Source organism: Paludisphaera sp. (genome assembly GCF_037189885.1).
Classification (GTDB): domain Bacteria; phylum Planctomycetota; class Planctomycetia; order Isosphaerales; family Isosphaeraceae; genus Paludisphaera.
In genome coordinates, this window is sequence record NZ_JBBCIR010000054.1 from 28,911 (window position 1) to 48,266 (window position 19,356).

The following is a 19,356-nucleotide window of genomic DNA, read 5'->3' on the forward strand; positions in this document are numbered from 1 at the left end:
GCCCGGCGTCGGGCGAGTGGAGGCCGGCCGTATGCCTCAGCCCTTCCTCAGCAGGTCTTGCAGCGCGTAGACCTCGATGTCGCTCTCCCGCAGCCGCTCCATCGCCGCGACGGCGGCGCGGGCGCCGGCCAGGGTGGTGATGCACGGGACGCCGTGGCTGACGGCGCTGGCGCGGATGCGGCCCTCGTCGGTGCGGGCGCCCTTGCCGCTGGGGGTGTTGACGACCAGGGCGATGTCGCCGTTGGTCAGGTGGTCCAGCAGGTTCGGCCGCCCCTCCTGGATCTTGCGGACGGTCTCCACCTCGATGCCGTCGGCCGCCAGCGCCGCCGCGGTGCCCGAGGTGCACATGAGCTTGAAGCCCAGGTCGGCCAGCCTGCGGGCGATCGGCACGATCCCCTGGCGGTCGCGCTGGGCGACGCTCACGAAGATCGTCCCCCCCGAGGGGAGCCGGGAGCTGGCGCCGAGCTGGCTCTTGGCGAAGGCCATCGGGAAGTCCGGGGCGATCCCCATCACCTCGCCAGTCGACCGCATCTCCGGGCCCAGCACGATGTCCACGCCCGGGAACTTGGCGAACGGGAAGACCGACTCCTTCACCGACGTGTACGCCGGCACCGGCTCCTCCGTCACCCCCTGCTCCGCCAGCGTCCGCCCCGCCATCACCCGCGCGGCGACCTGGGCCAGGTTCAGGCCCGTCGCCTTGGAGACGAACGGCACGGTCCGCGACGCCCGCGGGTTGACCTCCAGGACGTAGATCTCCCCCCCCTTGACGGCGAACTGGATGTTCATCAGGCCGCGCACGCCCAGCGCCTCGGCCAGCGCGTAGGTCTGCTTCTTCAGCTCGGCCACGATCTCGTCGGGCAGCGAGTACGGCGGGATGACGCAGGCCGAGTCCCCCGAGTGGACCCCCGCCTCCTCGATGTGCTGCATCACGCCGCCGACGATCGTCCGCTCGCCGTCGCAGACCGCGTCCACGTCGACCTCGACGGCGTCCTCCAGGAACTTGTCGATGAGGATCGGCCGGTCCGGGCTGGCGTCGACGGCCTCGGCCATGTAGCGCACCAGGCTGGGCTCGTCGTAGACGATCTCCATCGCCCGGCCGCCCAGGACGAAGCTCGGCCGCACGACCACCGGGTAGCCGATCCGGTCGGCGATCCGACGCGCCTCGTCGAACCGCGTGGCCGAGGCGTTCGGCGGCTGCCGCAGCCCCAGCCGCTCGATCACCAGGCGGAACCGCTCGCGGTCCTCGGCGACGTCGATGTTCTCCGGGCTCGTCCCGATGATCGGCACGCCGGCCGCCTCCAGGGCCTTCGCCAGGTTCAGCGGCGTCTGGCCGCCGAACTGGACGATCACCCCCGTCGGCTTCACGCGGTCGCAGATGTCCAGCACGTCCTCGACCGTCAACGGCTCGAAGAACAGCCGGTCGGAGGTGTCGTAGTCGGTGCTGACGGTCTCCGGGTTCGAGTTGACCATGACGACCTCGTAGCCGTCGGCCCGCAGCGCGAACGCCGCCTGGCAGCAGCAGTAGTCGAACTCGATCCCCTGCCCGATCCGGTTCGGCCCGCCCCCCAGGATCATGATCCGCGGCCGGTCGCCCACCCGGGCCTCGTCCTCCTGCTCGTACGACGAGTAGTAGTACGGCGTCGCCGCCTCGAACTCGGCGGCGCAGGTGTCCACCAGCTTGTAGACCGGGCCGATCCCGCGGCGGTGCCGCTCGCGGCGGATCTCCCCCTCGTTGGTGCCCCACAGGTGCGCCAGCTGGCGGTCGGAGAACCCGGCCCGCTTGGCCTCGCGGATCAGGTCGTCCGACGCCTCCGCCGGCGCGCCGACCTCGCGCAGGCGGCCCTCGACCTCGCAAAGCTCCTGGATGTTCGCCAGGAACCAAGGGTCGATGCCCGTCAGCTCGTGGATCCGCTCGATGCTCATGCCGGCCAGCAGCGCGTAGCGCACGTGCCACAGCCGGTCGACGTTCGGCGTGGCCAGCTTGGCGATGATCTCGTCCTCGGTCGGCTGCTGGGGCGTCCCCCAGAGGTCCTTGGCGTCGCAGCCGATGCCGAACCGCCCCACCTCCAGCCCCCGCAGGGCCTTCTGGAGCGACTCCTTGAACGTCCGGCCGATCGCCATCACCTCGCCCACCGACTTCATCTGGGTGGTCAGGACCGCGTTGGCGTCGGGGAACTTCTCGAACGCCCAGCGCGGGACCTTGGTGACGACGTAGTCGATCGCCGGCTCGAAGCAGGCGGGCGTCTCGCGGGTGATGTCGTTGCGCAGCTCGTCCAGCCGGTAGCCCACCGCGAGCTTGGCGGCGATCTTGGCGATCGGGAACCCCGTCGCCTTGCTCGCCAGGGCGCTGGAGCGGCTGACCCGCGGGTTCATCTCGATCACGATCAGCCGGCCGTCGCGCGGGTTGATCGCGAACTGCACGTTCGACCCGCCGGTCTCCACGCCGATCTTGCGGAGGATCGCCAGCGAGGCGTCCCGCAGCCGCTGGTACTCCTTGTCGGTCAGCGTCTGCGCCGGGGCGATGGTGATGCTGTCCCCGGTGTGGACCCCCATCGGGTCGAAGTTCTCGATGGAGCAGATGATGACGGCGTTGTCGGCGCCGTCCCGCATCACCTCCATCTCCAGCTCCTTCCAGCCGATCAGGCTCTCCTCGATCAGGCAGGAGTGGGTCGGGCTGATCTCCAGCGCGTAGTTGACCATGCGGTCGAACTCTTCGCGGTTGTACGCGATCCCGCCGCCGGAGCCCCCGAGGGTGAAGCTGGGCCGCAGCACGCACGGCAGGCCGACGACCTCGTCGCGGATCCGGCGGGCCTCCTCGAGGCTCTCGGCCATGCCGGACCGGGCGCTCTCCAGGCCGATCTCCTCCATGGCCTTCTTGAACAGGTCGCGGTCCTCGGCCGTGCGGATCGCCGGGGCGGTGATGCCGATCAGGGTGCAGCCGTACTTCGCCAGCACCCCGGACTCCGCCAGCGCCATGCCGACGTTCAGCCCGGTCTGGCCGCCGAGCGTCGGCAGCACCGCGTCGGGCCGCTCGGCGGCGATGATCCGCTCGACGATCTCCGGGATCACCGGCTCGATGTAGGTCCGGTCGGCCATCTCCGGGGCGGTCATGATGGTCGCCGGGTTCGAGTTGACCAGGACGACCTCGTAGCCTTCCTCCCGCAGCGCCTTGCACGCCTGGGTGCCCGAGTAGTCGAACTCGCAGGCCTGGCCGATGACGATCGGCCCGGCGCCGAGGATCAGGATCTTCTTGATGTCGGTTCGCTTGGGCACTGTAGGTCGCTCTCGCGTCGTTCCGGGGGTGTGGGCGGGCTCGGTCGGTCTACTGTCGCGCTGTCCGTCGGGTCGAACGGGCCTCGCGTCGCGCGCAACTTCTCCCGGGAGCCGCCGCGCGGCCCCGGGTGACTCGCGAAACGCGCCTCGGGCCCCGCCCGTTTCGTGAGAGATCCGACGGCGGCGCGACCCGGAAAATTTCCCGATTTTAGCAATCCCCGACGCTCGTCGACAAGGGCGACGACGGATCCGGGGGTCCAATCTTCGCCCCGACGACCCCTCGAACTATCCCTCGGGGCTCGCGACGCGCGATGGACCGTCTCCCGTCGACGGCCGCTCACCCGACGATCCGCGCCTCCTCGAAGTCGTCCGGGTTGACGCCGTGGGTCCGCCGCAGGTCCTCCCGATCGGTCGCGGCCCCGACGCCGATGTAAGTGTTGTCGCGCTTGTTGACGAAGTACCGCTCGTGATGGATGTCGACCTGGTGGGTCCGGCCCTCGGAATCCATCACGGTATGCTCCTCGCGGATCGCGTTGATCCGCGACCGTTGCACGGCGTCGCCCGCGGCCTGGCCGTCCATCCAGGCGCGGTGGGAGCCTTCGTTCGCGGCCTGGGCGGCCATCCACGATTGATGGGCGGCGTCGTGGCCGGCCATCCTCTGCTCGTGCATCCGCGTGTTGGCCGCCCCGAAGTCCTGGATGTCCCGCATGCGCTGATGATGGGCCTGGGTCTGCAGGTCGGTCATGGCGTTGATGTGCTGGACCTGCCGACGGCCCATCGCCAGGCGTTGCTCGTGGAGCCGCTGGTTGGCCGCGACCCAGGCGGGGTTGGAGGTCCGGGAGGTCATGATCCGCAGCGCCAGGGAGTCGAGGGCGTCCACGTCCTCGACGGTGCTCGCGACGATCAGCTCCACGATCCACATCCAGCCGACGCGAACGGTCGAGCCGTGGACGCGGCAGGTCATCGGCCTCCCCGCGCCGGAGTGCTCGAACGTGACGGCCGCCGCGGTGACGTCGGCCGACGGGTCGTGCCGACGGACCTCGGTCGCGAGCCGGAGGAACCCCGGGCTGGGGGCGGCGCCCAGGAGCCGGAAGCCGGGCGCCGCGCCGAAGAAGCGATGGGCGTAGTCGACGAGGAATTGGTCGGCCGGCGTGTACGGCTGGACCCGGATGTGCGGCGAGAACGCCAGGACTTGCGGGGCGATGTGAGGCCCCGGGGCCATGAACAGCGGCAGCCTCGGGTCGCCGACGTGGAACATCGCCCCGCCGTCCGGCCGGATCGACGAGACGATCGCGCGGTTCAGGTCGTGCTCGCGTTGCAGGTGGACGCCGTGGGTCCAGCCCTCGGGGAGCAGGATCGTGAACGCCGCTTCCGTCGGCTCCGAGACGAGGACCAGCCCGCCCGTGCCCAGGGGGGTCGGCTTGAGTGGATCGGTCGTCATGGAATCGGCCCCGCTCGCCGCGGCTGGAAGGTGAGACGTCATGAGGTGTATCGGCGTCGGCGGGCCTCGGCCGCTAGCCGATCGCCCCGCGTCCCCGCCCAACTGGGGTTGAGGCTCCTCGCCGATTCCCGCATAAGGGACGCGTGTCCCGTCCCCGCACCCGGAGTCTCGGCGACCTCTCGCCGAAAGCCCAGGGAGATCGGTTTGAGGTACGCGCTTTCATCGTCGCTGATCGTCTGGTTGGCCCTCGCCGCGGCTTCGTCGTGCCCGGGGGGATCTCAGCCCCTCCCGGTCGCGGAGCCCCTCGCGACCCCCGCGCCGGGGCCGGAGGGGGAGTCCGTCGCCGAGCAGATCACGCGCCTCCAGCGCATGATCGCGGAGGACGAGGACCGCCTCGCCCACCTGAAGGCCGAGCGCGACGACCCCGAGGGGGAGTACGCCAAGGCCGAGGCCACGTTCGCCGAGGTCGACCGGTCCCTCAAGACGGCCAGGGAGGCCCTGGAGCAGCTCCCCCCGGGGGACGGCCCGGAGCGGGCGGACGCCGAGGCCCGCGTCGCGCGGCTGACCAGGGCCCGCGAACTCACGAAGGAACGCTTCGACCTCGCCATCGAGGGTCGCAAGACCACCGGCGAGCAGATCGCCAACCTCACCCAGAAGATCGAGCGTGGGCGCCAGGCCCTGAAGAGGCTCGAGGGGAACGGCCCCGAGGAGCCCGCCCCCGCCGACCCCGCGCCAAAGGCGGCCGACACGCCCACGGCGGACGGCCCCGCGACCGCCGCCCCGGCCACCGCCCCCTCCGCCCCGGCCATCGCCCCCCCCGCCCCTGCCATCGCGCACCCCGCCCAGGCCCTATCGGGGGCGCTCGCGGGGGGCGAGTCGACGCCTCCCGCGTCGGCGCCGGCGCCGGCGTCGGGCACCGAAGCCGGCGCGGGCGAGCCCGCCGACGAGGGTCTCGCGAAGGCGCATCGGGACGCCCAGGCCAAGGCCGAGGCGTCCCGCGAGGCCGAGGCCGAGGCCCGCTCGGCCACCGACCGGCTGGAGAGCGTCGACAAGGACATCGCCCTGGAGCAGAGGCTCCTCGCCACCGCCAACAGGCGCCGCGACAACGCCTCGGAGAGCCGGGCGGCCCTGACCGCCGCCTTCCGCGAGCGCTCGCTCGCCGGCGCGCCCCGCGAGGAGCTCGACCGGCTGCTCGCCCGGGTGAACGAGGTCGAGGAGCGGCTCAGGGCGGCGAACCTCGACGTCCGCGAGTGTAGCGACCGCCTCCAGGGCCTGCACGTCGCCCGCGCCGAACTCCAGGCCGAGCAGATCGACTCGCTCAAGAAGGCCCAGGCCGCCAAGGACCAGGTGGAGGTCGCGGAGAAGGAGATCCGCCGCCTGGAGAACCCCTTCAGCGCGCACAACGTCCTGTCCTGGCTCGTCGACCACGGCCCGAGGATCCTCGCCATCCTCGCGGCGATGGCACTCGTCCACGTCCTCTCCCGCTTCTTCACCGAGCGCGTCATCCGCCTGGTCGCCCACGACGGGGCGCGCGGATCCAGCGTCGAGCGCGAGGCGCGCGCCCGGACGTTGGTCGGCGTCTTCCAGAACGCCGTGACGGTGGCCGTCTTCATCGGCGGCGGCATGATGGTCCTGCAGGAGGCCGGCATCCCCATCGCCCCCCTGCTCGGCGGCGCCGCGGTCTTCGGCCTGGCCGTCGCCTTCGGCGCCCAGAACCTCATCCGCGACTACTTCTACGGCTTCGTGATCCTGCTGGAGAACCAGTACAAGATCAACGACGTCGTCGAGATCGGCGGGCTCTCCGGCCAGGTCGAGAAGATCACCCTGCGGATGACCGTGCTCCGCGACCTGGAGGGGCGCGTCCACTTCCTCCCCAACGGCCAGGTGACGGCCGTCACCAACTTCACCCACGGCTGGTCCCGGGCCCTGTTCGAGATCCGGGTCGACTATCGCGAGGACGTCGACCGCGCCATCGCCGTGATCACGGGCCTCTGCCAGCAGATGCGCGACGACCCGACCTACAGCCTCATGATCCTCGAGGACGTGACGATGCTCGGCGTCGACGCGCTCGACGAGTGGTGCGTGGTCATCAAGTTCTTCATCAAGACCCGGCCGATCCAGCAGTGGAACGTCAAGCGCGAGCTGCTCCGCCGGATCAAGAACCGCTTCGACGAGCTGGGCATCCGCATCCCCGTGCCCCAGCAGGCCGTCCGCTACCACGCCGAGGAGGGCGGCCGGGCACCCTTCGCCGAGGCGCCCGACGGCCAGCCTCGCATCCTGCAAGCGTAGCGGCCGAGGGCCGCGCGGGGGGCGGCGCGACGGCCGCCCCCCGGCGCCTTCAGGAGGACTCGGCCACCTTCCGCTCGTAGACGTTCGCCCACGCCAGGAAGTCGTAGAACGACAGCAGCGCGCAGAAGACCAGGCCGGGCTTGCCGTCGAGGAAGCCGCGGCGGAGGACGTAGGAGTAGAGGAACCGGACGGCCGGTCGCATCGGCAGGCGCAGATAAATCTTCTTGAGCATCCGCTTGAACCGCTTGCCGCGGCCGATGCCCTTCGGGATCGGCTCCTTGAGGAAGCGCTCGTACTGGGCGGCCTCCCAGACGGCGTAGCGGTTGTGCTTCTCCACCCAGGCGGCGATCGTCGGGTACGCGTGGTGGTCCAGCTCGCGGGTCAGCCGGCCGACGCGGCCTTGCAGCTCGACGTGCTCGTGCGCCTCGTTGTCGCCCGAGCGCCCGCCGGAATGGTCGGGCATGCGCTCGTAGCGGCCGAGCTTGTGCTTGAACAGGCGCAGGTTCCAGCACTCGGAATATCCGCAGTGCTTGATGCGTCGTCCGAGGAAGTAGTACTTGCTGTTCAGGTAGTAGCCGTCGGCCTCGTCGGCCTCGATCCGGGCGCGGATCTCCGCGGCCAGCTCGGGGACGACCACCTCGTCGGCGTCGACGATCAGGACCCATTCGTTGCGGAACGGGAGGTTGTCCAGCGACCAGTTCTTCTTCTTCGGGTAGACGCCGTTGAACGCGAACTGGACGACGCTCGCGCCGTGCTCGACGGCCACGTCGCAGGTGTCGTCCGTGCTCTGGCTGTCGATCACGAAAATCTCGTCGGCCCAGTCGAGCGCCGGCAGGCAGCGGCGGAGGTTCTCGGCCTCGTTCTTGACCGGGACGATCACGCTCACCCGCGCCTTCGCGACGTTGGCGAGCGGCGCGGCGGGGCGCGGTGGGGCGTCGATCCGGGGTTCATCCAGGGCGGGCATGGGTATCGGCTCCTCGATACGATCAGGGGATGACGCATTCGGGCGGGGCGCCGCCGCCGGACAGCCACTCGTAGACGGAGGCCAGCCGCGCGGCCTGCTGGTCCCAGGTATAGTCGGACTCGACCAGCCGGCGGCCGTTGGCGCCGAGCGCCCGGCGCTCCTCGGGCGAGCGTTCCATCAGCTCGCGGAGGGCCTTCGTGAGCGGCTCGACCCGGGGCTCGACGACGACGGCGGCGTCGGCCGCGGCGGCCTCGGGGAAGTGGCAGGCGGTGGTGAAGACGGCCGGCAGGCGGTTCGCCATGGCCTCCAGGATCGCCATGCTGAAGCCTTCGCTGTAGCTGGGGAGCGTGAAGGCGTCGGCCGCCGCCCAGACCCGCCGGGCCCCCTCGCCCGAGACGTGGCCGACGTACGTCGCGCGCCGGGACAGCCCCAGCTCGGCGACCCGCGCCTCGAACGGCGCCAGCGCCCCGTCGTCCTTGCCGGCGATCAGCAGGTGGAGCCGGGGGAACTCCGCGGCCAGCGCGCCCATCGCCTCGGCCAGCAGGTCCAGGCCCTTCTTGGCGTGGACCCGGCCGAAGAACAGCAGGACGAACTTGCCCTTCAGCTCGGGATGCTCGGCCTCCAGCGCGGCGCGCGGGGGCATGTCGTCGAACGCGGCGAGGTCGACGCCGTTGGGGACGAAGCAGACCGGCGCCCACGGCGCGAGGTCGCGCAGGTGGCCGATCTCCGGCCGCGACAGCGCGTGCAGGCACGACGCCCGCCGCAGGTTCCTGGACTCCACGAGCGCCAGGTACAGCCGCTTCTTCCAGCGCTTGTGGCGGAGGGCCCAGGGCTCGGCCATGCCGTGCGCGGCCATGACGTAGGGGACCTTCGCCGCGCGGGCGACGGCCGCCCCGCGTCGCGAGTGGTATTGCCAGAGGCCGTGCATGTGGACGACCTCGGCGGAGCGGACGGCCGCGTCGAGGTCGACGTCGGGCCCGTCGATCGCCAGCCCCGCCGGGAGGGCCAACTGGTCCAGCCGCGAGGCGGTGGGCGTGACGATCCGCACGTCCCCCCCGGCCCGCTTCATCGCGCCGGTCATCCCCAGGATGCTCGGGACCATGCCGCCGTCGCGGACGGGGTCCAGCCCGTTGCACAGGTGCAGCCAGCGCGCGGAGGCCGCGCGCGGCGTGCGCGACGCCCTCGTCTCGGTCGCGGTCGTCATGATGTCACCTCCGTGTTGTCCGTTCGTGCGTCCTGGTTCATGCTCGCCGGTTATGATCCGCGCCGCCCCGGCGGCCATCGCGGATATCCCTTCTCCCCCTGGTGGGAGAAGGTGGCCGAAGGCCGGATGAGGGGGGATTCGCCGGCCGTCGGTCGCGCGCCCCTCATCCGCCCCTCCGGGGCACCTTCTCCCACCAGGGGAGAAGGGAGGGATTTATGCTCGCCCTCCGATGTATTCGGCGAGGCGTCGCGAATTTCGCCGCCGCCCCGCCATCTCCCACGCCTCGATCGCCCCGCGGGCGAAGCGGTCCGGCCCCCACTCGGCGGCGACCGCGCGGGCGCGGCGGCCGATGGCCAGGCGGTCGGCCTCGGGGAGCGAGGCGATCCAGCCGAGCATGAGGGCCATGTCGCTGGGGTCGAGCGGGTCGAACTGGGCGCCGGTCGCGCCTCGCGGCTTGGGGACGAGCGTCCCGGCGCAGCCGCACCGCGAGGAGAGCAGCAGCGGCAGAGCCGCGGCGGCGGCCTCGTTCGCGACCAGGCCCCATGGCTCCGACGCGCTGGCGAGCACGAACGCGCCGGCGTGGGCGTACCACCGCGACAGGGCGTCGGCCTGGAGGAAGCCCGGCCGGTGGACCGCCGCGTCGCATCCCGACCGCGCGATCGCCCCGGCGACCTCGATCGCCTGCGGGCCGTCGCCGCAGAGGACCAGATCCCACGTCCCCCCCGCGGCGCGGTAGCGCGCGAACGCCTCCACCAGCCGGATCAGGTTCTTCTCGGGCGCGAACCGGCAGACGGATAGGAAGAACGGCCCCGCCGGCATCCCCTCGCGCGAGCCGGGCCGATCGCGCCAGGCGTCGGCCGAGGCGGCGTAGAAATCGTGGTCGACGGCGTTGTACCCCAGCGCGATCCGGTCGGCCGGGAGCCCCAGCTCGACGAGGTAGTCGCGGTGCGACTCCCCGCCGCAGAGCGCCGCGTCGAACCGCCGGACCCGACGACTCTTGACGACCTCCTTGTACCACGAGCGCGGCCGGTCGACGGCCTGGCTCTCGGACATCAGGATCGTCGGCACGCGGTTCCGCCGGCCCCACTTCAGGATCGCCAGCGACTCCGGCCGGACGTAGCCGACGGCCGCCACGGCGTCCGGGCGATCGCGTTCCAGCGCCTCGGCCATCGCCTCGGCGCACGCGCCGGCGGTGAGATCCTCCAGCGCGCGGCCCTGGAACAGGACGACGCGATCGAACGGCTCGTCGACCTCCGTCCGCTCCCACGGGTAGAGCCGCTCGCCGTCGGCGACCTCGTAGGCGATGAGGCGGTCGCCCCGCGCGGCCAGCCGCGTCGCCAGGGCGCGCAGGCGGGCCAGGTGGTAGGGGCCGAAGTTGGTGAAGCAGACGGCGTATTTCATGGGGTCCCTTCCGTGGTGTGGGCCGTCCTGATCAGCGCGAGGCGCCGAGCGTGGCGGTCGTCGGCGCGGCGGCGGGTCGGCTCGGATCCCTCAAGCGTCGGAGCATCCCGGCCCGCCAGGCCATCAGCGGGCGCTCGGCGACGAAGCCCAGGACCACGCCCGAGCCGATCCCCGCGGCGCTCAAGATCAGCCAGGTCGCGCGCCAGTCGGCGGGCAGGATCCCGGCGCGGGCCATCGTGGAGGCCAGCCAGACGATCAGCGGGCCGTGGAACAGGTACGTCGGGTAGCTCGCGAGGCCGAGGCCCCGGATCGCCGCGCCGAGCCGACCGCGGTCGGGAGTCGCCGCCGCGCCGGGGACGTCGGTCGCCACGAACCGCGCCAGCATCATCGTGAACGCGACCCCCAGCAGGAGGTACAAGACCTGGAGGTGGACCGCGCGGGTGTACCACAGGCCGATCGCCAGCGCCAGCGCCAGGGGCCAGGCCGCGGAGATCCCCCGCGCCGACCGGCTCTCCCGGATGGCGTCGCGATGCACGGCCACCAGCGCCCCCTGGAACCAGATGGTCCCCAGGCCGAACAGCAGGCCCAGGCCCCTCGCCAGCGGGTCGCGGCGGAACCAGGCGAAGTAGGCGACCTCCAGCGCGACGGCCAGCGTCGCGCAGACGACCATGCCGAGCGTCGCCGGCCGGATGCCGCGCCGCGTCGCGACCCAGGCCAGCAGGCCGAAGAAGACGTAGTAGAACATCTCGTTGGTGATGCTCCACGACGGCGCGAACGAGCCGAACGTCTGCGCGAAGTTCTGCGCGACGAACAGCTGCGCGATCAGCGTCGATCGGTCGAGCCCGTTGGGCCAGACCGACGGCCGATGGTCCCCCATCAGCCATTCGAAGACAACCGCCGACGCTAGCGCGGTGTAATAGAGCGGCAGGATTCGGGACAGCCTCGCCGTCAGGTAGCTCCCCAGGGGGAACCGCCCGGACCGGGCCAGGCGCTCCGCGGAGAGCTGGATGCAGTAGCCGCTGATCGCGAAGAACCCGATCACCCAGAACACCCCCGCCGCCACGATGTACAGCCAGGCGTCATGCGGCGCCGGCGACATCGCCGACGGCGCCGACGGGTGGACCGCCCAGGCGACGTCCACCGCGTGCGCGGAGACCACCAGGAAGGCGAACAGGCCGCGGCAGATGTCGATCTTCTCGTGGGACGTCGGCGGCGTCCCTGGCTGGCGTCGGCTCAAGGGGTGCTCCTTCCGTGAAGCGCCGGGGGTCGTCAGGGGGTCGCGCCCAGGGCCGGGCCCTGCGCGGCGGCCGGGGTCGGGGCCGGGCGCGCCGGCTTGAGCCGCCGCAGAACGCCCGCCCGCCACGCCAGGAGCGGGGCCTCCAGCAGCGTGCCCAGGGGGAAGCAGAGGGCGACGGTCGTCGTCGCCGCCGCGAGCCACGCGACCCACCACGCCGGCGACCAACCCAGGGCGCGGACGCCCGTCCCCAGGAGGATCAGGATCGGCCCGTGGAACAGGTAGACCGGGTAGCTGGAGAGGCCCAGCAGCCGCGGGAGGCGGCGGGGAGACGGATCGACCCCCCCCGCCCCGCCCCGACGCAGCTCCAGGTCGACGAACCGGAGCATCATCAGGGCGAACGTCGCCCCCGCGCCCAGGTAGATGAACTCCTGGTGGATCCGCTGGCTCGCGTAGGTCGCCATGGTCGCCGCCAGCGCCGCCGGCCAGAACCGGGCGGCCCGCGCCAGGGTGGGGGATTGGCGCAGGAGGGCCGCGCCGTGGATCTCCACCAGCGCCCCCAGGTGCCAGACGGCGCCGAGCCCGGCCAGCAGGCCGATCTTCAGGATGATCGGGTCGCGGAAGCCCATCCGGTAGGTCGCCTGGAGGAGCAGCCCGAGCCCCGCGCAGGCCGCCATGCCCGCCGCCGCCGGCTTGCGCCCGGCCGGCACGCACATCGCCGCCAGGACCCCGAACAGCAGGTAGTACGCCGCCTCGTTCGTCAGGCTCCAGCTGGAGGAGAACGAGCCGAAGTTCTTGGTCAGGTTCTGGACCATCAGCAACTGGTAGCCGACGGCGTCGGCGTCGAGGTTGTTGTACCAGAAGTGGGGCCGGAGCGCCGTCGGGATCGACCACTCGACGGCCGCGGCGAACGCCAGGGCGATGTAGTAGAGCGGCAGGATCCGCGTCGCCCGCGCCGCCATGTAGCGGCCCAGCGAGAACCGCCGGCCCGACGACGAGCGGCCGACCGATCCCTGGATGCAGTAGCCGCTCAGGATGAAGAAGCCCATGACGTAGTAGGTGCCGACGCCGGGCCCGTAGGCGACGGCCTGTCGGACCAGCCAGGGCATGCCGTCGGCCCACGTCGGGTCGAGGGTGATCGCCAGCTCGAACGAGTGGGCCACCACGACCAGCATCGCGAACACCCCGCGGCAGACGTCGATGCGTTCGCTCAGCGAGTAGGGCCCTCGGGGAGCGGCGAGGCTCCCGACGTCGTCGTTCATCTCGGCATCCTTTCCGTGTCCGGCCCGGCGGGCGCGCGCGTCGCGAGCATCCGCTCGGCCGGGGGGAGAAATCCGTCTCTCGGGATCGCGGCGGCCGTCCTCGGCCGGGCGAACGTCGATGCGAAGGGGGGCGGGGTCGGTGTCGGAGTCGGGGGGGCGTCCGCCGCGGGGGCGGCGGCCGTCTCGGGCGTCGGGTCGAGGAACTTCGCGGCGAGCCACGAGACTACGACCACCGGGAACGCCGAGAACCCCCAGTTGTAGTAGAACCAGACCATCGGGTCGTCGCCCACGACCATGAACCAGGCGTTGAAGAAGAAGATCGTCCAGAAGAATTGCGCCCAGGTCGTCCGCTCGTGCTTCCGGAAGTACTCGTAGCCCGCCCGCAGCCCGATCGCCAGGACCGCCAGCACGATCAGCGTGCCCCGGATCCCGCCGTTGAGCTGCGTCGCCCCCAGGAGCCCGATCGCGGGCCCCGTGAACTCCTCGTCGCGCTCCAGCTCCGACCCGGCGATCCAGGCGCCGACCCATTCGGCGCGGCCGAACAGCGGCTTGTTCGTCCAGATGATCCGCGGGATGTACGTGGAGATCAGGCGCATGTAGCTGGCGCCGTAGTCGTACGGGGACTTCTCGGGAACGGTGTCCAGCATCAGGAGGTAGCCGCCGTACTCCTTCGGCTCGTAGGAGACGTCCGGGCCGGCGTCCTCGTCGTCGGCGACGTCCATGCTGACGAGGATCCGCGAGACGTCGAACTCGCCGACGAACTCCACGAAGCCGGCGAACGAGCGCTCGTAGTCCGGGTTGTTGCGCCAGCCGATCGCCACGGCGACCGCCAGCGCCCCCGTGAACGCCGTCGCCCCCAGCACGCCCCACGAGGGCCTCCGCAGCCGCGTGACGTAGATCGCGCAGACCGTCGCCAGCACGCCGATCAGCGAGTGCGAGCGCTTGCCGTTGAACATCCAGATGACGACGTAGGCCCCCGCGCAGGCCAGGCCCGCGAGGAAGAACGCCGGCCGCGGCGCCTCGATCCGCCGGCCGGTCGTGATCAGGAGGATCGCCGCGACCATCATCACGAACGGGAACGACCGCAGCAGCGCCCCCTCGGCCGAGACCTCCCCGTCGGCGGGGCGGCCGCCCAGCACGCCGGCGCACAGCAGGCCCCACGGGATCAGCACCGCGCACATCGCCGCGACCGTCGGCGCCGACCAGCCTCGCGGCGGCCCCGGCAGGCGCCGGCCGACCAGCCGGCCGGGCCCCAGGTGGTACACCGCCAGGAACCAGATCAGCACCCAGAGGGCCCGCTCGTTCGCCGCGGTCACCAGCTCCTGGCCCCGGGCGCCGATCGCCCAGTCGTGATAGGAGAGCGCCTGGATGATGTAGATCTGGGTGTAGCCGACGAAGAACAGCCACGTCGGCGCGAAGGGGTCGAACCGCTTCGTCGCGACCTGCCAGAGGAAGTACAGGCCGATGACGCCCGCCGTCGCGTAGACGTACTGATATTCGTCCATGAATCCCGGCGCCTCGCGCCCCCCTCGTCCCCGGTGCGGAGCCGATCCGTCGTCGTCAGGCGCGGGCGGCCGTGGCCGCGACCGCGGACGCGCGGCGTCCCCGGCGCTCGCCGGCCGCCTCGGCGACGGCGTCCGCCACGGCCATGTGGTAGCGCGGCCAGTCGAAGTCCATCGCCCTCGCCCGCGCCGCGGCCGACATCCGCGCCCGGAGCGCCGGGTCCTCGCCCAGCCGGGCCATCGCCGCGGCCAGGGCGTCGACGTCGCGCGACGGCGTGATCAGGCCCTCGACCCCGTCGCGGGCCACCGAGCCGGCCTCGGGCGTCGTGACGACCGGCAGCCCGCAGGCGAGCGCCTCGTAGGTCACCACGGCCGAGCCCTCGAACAGCGACGGGAAGACGAAGACGTCGGCCGCCGCCATGTGCGCCGGCATCTCCGGGCTCCCCACGCGGCCCGTCGCCTCCACGCCCTCCAGCATCCCTTCCAGCGGCCCGAGCCGGCGCGGCATCGCGCCGAGCAGTTGCAGCTTCCAGCCCGGCCGCCGGACCTTCGCCCAGGCTTCCAGCAGGTACTTGATCCCCTTGCGCTGGCTGACGCCGCCGGCGAACAGGAACGTGCAGGCGCCGTCCTCGCCCCTCGGCCGGGAGTGGGGGCGGAAGCGGCGGCAGTCGGCGGCGTAGGGGATCACGCGGATCCGCCCGGGGTCCACCCCCTCGCGCGAGAGGACCCCCGCGATGTGGTCGGACGGGACGAGGATCCGGTCGGCCTGCTCCAGGTCGCGGAGCCGCCGGGCGTGCAGCCAGGCCATCTCCTCGCGGTCGAGCGCCGAGTCCCCCAGGTAGAGCGGGAAGAACTCCGGCGCGTGGGCCTCCTCGGCCTCCAGCACGCGGGCCTCCTCGCGGACGTCGCCGTGGACCATGCTCAGAACCACTCCGATCCCCAGCCGACGGCAGAGGGGCATGGCGAAGTCCGAGGCCACGTCGCTGAACGCCAGCAACGCCTCGGGGCGCGAGGCGGCCAGCATGCCGGCCAGGCGACGGTCGAACCAGTGGGTCCGCGCCCGGGCCGCCGCGCGGCGGAGCCGGGGGCGACGCCCGCCGATGCGGGACTCCAGCCGGAGCGCCACGTCGACGCTCGGCAGCGAAGTCACGCGGTCGGCCGGGATCTCGTCGTCGTGCCGGCGGGCGAGGAACCCGCGGCAGCGGTCGTAGGCCCCGGGGGCCAGCTTGCGGGCGAGCGTCGCCCCCAGGCCGTCGGGGTCGTGGTAATACGAGGTGACGAACCGCCGCAGCATCCCCGCGCGGGCGAGGCCGACGACGGCCTGATAGGCGGGCGGCCGGGCGTCCGGGCACGCCACGACCACGGAGTCCCGGTATGTTCGCGCTGGCACGTCCATGATGCCTCCGACCTTCCCTGGCGGCTCGTCCTGGTAGTCATGCGAAGTAGACCAAAACTCGCCCCTGAGGGCAAGCCCGGCGGCGGGCGGCCTTGCCCGATCGCGGGAGATCGCATAGAAACCGCGCGATGTCAGCCCCCCACCCCGATCCGGAGACCGCCATGCGCGCCCGCCTCCCGAGCCTCGCGATCGCGGCGTCCATCCTCCTGTCCGTCCCGGCCCTCGGCGACGAGCCCCCCGGCGCGGGGCGTCGGATCCCGGTCGTCGACAGCCCCGCGATCCTCCCGCCGGGGGCGCGGTGCCGCGTCGAGCTGCACCCCGAGGCGCGAGCAGCCGCGATCGTCGAGGTGAGTTACGAAGGCAAGGTCGTCTCGGCCGACGGCGAGGGCCTGACCCTGGCCGTCGCCGAGACGCGCCGGAAGGACGTCTACCACCCCGAGGCCGCCCGCCTCCCGCTGATCGGCCGCCTGTTCACGAACGTAGGCGTCACCCGCGCGAGGCCGGGCGAGGAGAAGGACGTCCGGATTTCCGCCGAGAAGATCCGTGCGGTGGAGCTGGTCCGGGACTGAGGCGACCGTTCACGGCCTGGGCAGCGCCCGCTCGGTCGCGAGCCCCTCGTCCCCCTGCTCCGCCATCCAGGCGTCGAGACGGGCGCGGAGCTTCGCCAGCGTCGCCGCGTGGGCGGGGTCGGTCGCGAGGTTCGACAGCTCCCACGGGTCGGCTTCCAGGTCGTACAGCTCCTCCGCGGGCCGGCGGTGGTAGCGGTCGACGACGGCCCTCGCGGCCGGGTCGGTCCGCGCGGCCTCGACCCAGGAGTCCCAGTAGGATCGGCCGTCCCCGGCCCTGGCGAGATCGACGTGGGTGTGGTGCTCGGCGTCGGGGTCGAGGTTGCGGATGTACTTCCAGCGCCGGTCGCGGACGGCCCGGAGCGGGTAGCGGTTCATCTCGCCATCGCCGCTGTGGGTGACGAAGACGGCGTCGCGGTGGTCGGCCCGCTTGCCGAGCGCCACGTCCAGGAACGACCGGCCGCTGATCTCCCCGGGTGCGGCTCCTCCGGCCGCCTCCAGGCACGTCGGCAGGAGGTCGATCCAGCTCACCATGGCGTCGCTCCGCGACCCCGGGGCGACGCGGCCGGGCCAGGCGACGATCAAGGGTGTGCGGACGCCGGCGTCGTAGCCGTTCCACTTGCCGAACGGGAACTGGGCCCCGTGGTCGCCGCTGAAGACGAACAGGGCGTCGGGCCCGAGGCGCTCCCTCGCCGCGTCGTAGACCATCCCGAGGTCGCGGTCGGCGCGGGCGACGGCCGCGGCGTATCGCGCCCACGCCTTCCGGGTGGCCGGCGTGTCGACGAGGTTCGGCGGCAGCGCGCGCGCGGACGGCTCGCCCGCCCGAGGCCATGGGACATGCGGCCAGTTGGTCCCCACCAGCAGGCAGAGGGGGCGGTCGGATTCGCGCCTCGACAGCCATTCGACGGCCGCCTCGACGCAATCGTCCTCGTGGTACTTGTAATGGCTGGCGTGGTCGAACCCGTAGCCAGTCACCTGCGCGTAGTGGGCCGTCTTGCCGAAGGAGACGACCTCGTAGCCGAGGTCGCGGAAGTAGGCGGGCCAGGTCTTCACCCCGGCGCGGGGGCGGGCGTGGTTGAGCATGGCGCCGTTGCGCATCGGGTCGAGCCCGGTGAGCAGCGCCGCGCGGCTGGGGGCGCAGCTCGGCGAGGCGACGAAGGCGTGCGTGAATGTCATCCCATCCGCTGCGACCCGCGCCATGTTGGGCGTCGGGATCTCCCGGCCGCCATGCGGCGATCATTCGGCCCAGCCCAGGTCGTCCGCCAGGAAGACGACGATCGACGGCCGCGCGGGTGCGTCTCCCTGGGCGGAATCGCCGGACGCCAGGGCCGCGAGAATCGCGAGCAGATAAGACGTCGATCGCGCGGAGCATTTCGGGGTCATGCGAGTTCGGATTCCAAATCGGTTAGGCATCGATCCTGAATGCGGAACGCCGCCCGCAGGCGGCCGAGCGCCCGCCGGCCATGCCGTTCGGGCCGCAGCCCCGGCCAGTTCGGGGCCCCGCGGACGACCTGCTCCCAGATCGGGCGGAGCTCGTCCCGCCTCTCGCCGAGGGTGAGCGACGCTCGGTAGCCGATCAGGAAACGATATGACCAATTCCGCCGGACGACCGGCCACTCGGCCGAGCCGACGCGCGGGAACTCATCCGTCCATTGTAGGCCGCCGGACATGACGTCGAAGTGGCTCCGCGCGTCCGGATCGAACGGCATCCCGTCGAGAACGCGCAGCGCCTCGATCGAGAGCGAAGGGGCCGACGGGGCGTTCATGGGCGGGGCCTCCACCGTCGCGAAGGGGGAGGTTCACGCCCCCGGGAAGGCGCGGGCGTACTTCTCGCGGCGGGCGAGTTCCAGGTCGTGCTCGACCATCATGCGGATCAGGCCGTCGAAGTCGACCTCGGGCTCCCAGCCGAGGACCTCGCGGGCCTTGGTCGCGTCGCCTTGCAAAACGTCGACCTCGGAGGGGCGGACGTAGCGCTCGTCGAAGTCGACGAAGTCGCGGTAGTCCAGGTCGACGAGGCCGAACGCCTTCTCCAGCAGGTCGCGGATGGAGTAGCTCTCGCCGGTGGCGACGATGTAGTCGTCGGGCTCGGGCCGCTGGAGCATCATCCACATGGCTCGGACGTAGTCGCCCGCGAAGCCCCAGTCGCGCCTCGCCTCCAGGTTGCCCATCACCAGCCGATTCTGGAGCCCCTCCTTGATCCGGGCGGCGCCGAGCGTCACCTTGCGGGTCACGAACGACTCGCCCCGGCGCGGGCTCTCGTGGTTGAACAGGATGCCGGAGCAGGCGAACAGGCCGTAGGCCTCGCGGTAGTTGATCGTCTGCCAGTGGGCGTAGACCTTGGCGCAGGCGTACGGGCTGCGGGGGTGGAACGGCGTGCCCGGGCCCTGAGGCGCGGGGGCCGCGCCGAACATCTCGGAGCTGGACGCCTGGTAGAACTTCACCGGCCGGCGGCGGTTCAGCACGCGCACGGCCTCCAGCAGCCGCAGCGTCCCCAGGCCCACCACGTCGGCCGTGTACAGCGGCTGGTCGAACGAGACCCGGACGTGGCTCTGCGCGCCGAGGTTGTACACCTCGTCGGGCTCGATCCGCTCCACCAGGGCCGAGAGGCACGAGGCGTCGGCCAGGTCGGCGTAGTGGAGCGTCAGCCGCTCGGCCGCGACCGGGTTCTCCAGCGATAGGTGGTCGATCCGCTGGCGGTTCAGCGTGCTGGAACGCCGCACCAGGCCGTGGACCTCGTAGTCGGGCCGATCCAGGAGGAACTCGGCGAGGTAGGAGCCGTCCTGCCCGGTGATGCCGGTGATTAGGGCGCGTTTCATCGGTGTCG

At 72.0% G+C, this 19,356-nt stretch carries 15 protein-coding genes; 2 read left to right on the forward strand and 13 right to left on the reverse strand.

Annotated elements, in window-relative coordinates:
- Nucleotides 1-36: 36 nt before the first annotated feature.
- Both carB and WG209_RS15720 read right to left on the reverse strand, forming a co-directional pair.
- Nucleotides 37-3,273 carry a carbamoyl-phosphate synthase large subunit gene (gene carB / locus WG209_RS15715; protein ID WP_337176014.1) on the reverse strand — a complete coding sequence of 1,079 codons (3,237 nt, stop codon included), beginning with the start codon at nt 3,271-3,273 and terminating at the stop codon, nt 37-39.
- A gap of 337 nt (nt 3,274-3,610) precedes the next feature.
- Complete coding sequence (locus tag WG209_RS15720) at nt 3,611-4,714, reverse strand: hypothetical protein (protein ID WP_337176015.1); 1,104 nt, start codon at nt 4,712-4,714, stop codon at nt 3,611-3,613.
- Nucleotides 4,715-4,918: 204 nt separating this feature from the next.
- Here WG209_RS15720 and WG209_RS15725 point away from each other — a divergent pair, with 204 nt between their 5' ends.
- Nucleotides 4,919-7,003 (forward strand): mechanosensitive ion channel domain-containing protein, encoded by a 2,085-nt coding sequence (locus tag WG209_RS15725; RefSeq protein WP_337176016.1) that lies wholly within the window; start codon nt 4,919-4,921, stop codon nt 7,001-7,003.
- A gap of 49 nt (nt 7,004-7,052) precedes the next feature.
- Here WG209_RS15725 and WG209_RS15730 read toward each other — a convergent pair whose 3' ends face one another.
- The 7 genes from WG209_RS15730 to WG209_RS15760 all read right to left on the reverse strand — a co-directional run bounded on the left by WG209_RS15730 (nt 7,053) and on the right by WG209_RS15760 (nt 15,960).
- Nucleotides 7,053-7,967, reverse strand: coding sequence for a glycosyltransferase family 2 protein (locus tag WG209_RS15730; protein WP_337176017.1), 915 nt, complete (start codon nt 7,965-7,967; stop codon nt 7,053-7,055).
- A gap of 22 nt (nt 7,968-7,989) precedes the next feature.
- Nucleotides 7,990-9,171: a glycosyltransferase gene (locus WG209_RS15735; RefSeq protein WP_337176018.1), complete on the reverse strand. Its 1,182-nt coding sequence runs from the start codon at nt 9,169-9,171 to the stop codon at nt 7,990-7,992.
- A 213-nt stretch (nt 9,172-9,384) separates the two neighbouring features.
- Nucleotides 9,385-10,572, reverse strand: a complete 1,188-nt coding sequence (locus tag WG209_RS15740) for a glycosyltransferase family 4 protein (protein ID WP_337176019.1) — start codon at nt 10,570-10,572, stop codon at nt 9,385-9,387.
- 31 nt (nt 10,573-10,603) lie between these two features.
- Nucleotides 10,604-11,809, reverse strand: a complete 1,206-nt coding sequence (locus tag WG209_RS15745) for an acyltransferase (RefSeq protein ID WP_337176020.1) — start codon at nt 11,807-11,809, stop codon at nt 10,604-10,606.
- A 32-nt stretch (nt 11,810-11,841) separates the two neighbouring features.
- On the reverse strand, nt 11,842-13,068 hold the full coding sequence (locus tag WG209_RS15750; RefSeq protein WP_337176021.1) for an acyltransferase: 1,227 nt from the start codon (nt 13,066-13,068) through the stop codon (nt 11,842-11,844).
- On the reverse strand, nt 13,065-14,573 hold the full coding sequence (locus tag WG209_RS15755) for a hypothetical protein (protein WP_337176022.1): 1,509 nt from the start codon (nt 14,571-14,573) through the stop codon (nt 13,065-13,067). Before WG209_RS15755 ends, WG209_RS15750 begins: the two co-directional genes overlap by 4 nt.
- A 55-nt stretch (nt 14,574-14,628) precedes the next feature.
- On the reverse strand, nt 14,629-15,960 hold the full coding sequence (locus tag WG209_RS15760; protein WP_337176023.1) for a glycosyltransferase family 4 protein: 1,332 nt from the start codon (nt 15,958-15,960) through the stop codon (nt 14,629-14,631).
- 167 nt (nt 15,961-16,127) lie between these two features.
- On the opposite strand from WG209_RS15760, the gene WG209_RS15765 reads away from it, so the two are divergent.
- A complete protein-coding gene (locus WG209_RS15765; RefSeq protein ID WP_337176024.1) occupies nt 16,128-16,535 on the forward strand; it encodes a hypothetical protein in 408 nt (135 codons plus the stop codon).
- 9 nt (nt 16,536-16,544) lie between these two features.
- Here WG209_RS15765 and WG209_RS15770 read toward each other — a convergent pair whose 3' ends face one another.
- From WG209_RS15770 to gmd, 4 genes are read right to left on the reverse strand one after another with little or no spacing between them, the layout of a single operon-like run.
- Nucleotides 16,545-17,747 (reverse strand): sulfatase, encoded by a 1,203-nt coding sequence (locus WG209_RS15770; protein WP_337176135.1) that lies wholly within the window; start codon nt 17,745-17,747, stop codon nt 16,545-16,547.
- 21 nt (nt 17,748-17,768) lie between these two features.
- A complete protein-coding gene (locus WG209_RS15775; RefSeq protein ID WP_337176025.1) occupies nt 17,769-17,915 on the reverse strand; it encodes a hypothetical protein in 147 nt (48 codons plus the stop codon).
- Nucleotides 17,912-18,298: a hypothetical protein gene (locus tag WG209_RS15780; protein ID WP_337176026.1), complete on the reverse strand. Its 387-nt coding sequence runs from the start codon at nt 18,296-18,298 to the stop codon at nt 17,912-17,914. The genes WG209_RS15775 and WG209_RS15780 overlap by 4 nt, the downstream gene beginning before the upstream one ends.
- A gap of 33 nt (nt 18,299-18,331) precedes the next feature.
- Entirely contained in the window at nt 18,332-19,348 is a 1,017-nt protein-coding gene (gene gmd / locus WG209_RS15785) for a GDP-mannose 4,6-dehydratase (protein ID WP_337176027.1), read from the reverse strand.
- Nucleotides 19,349-19,356 lie beyond the last annotated feature (8 nt).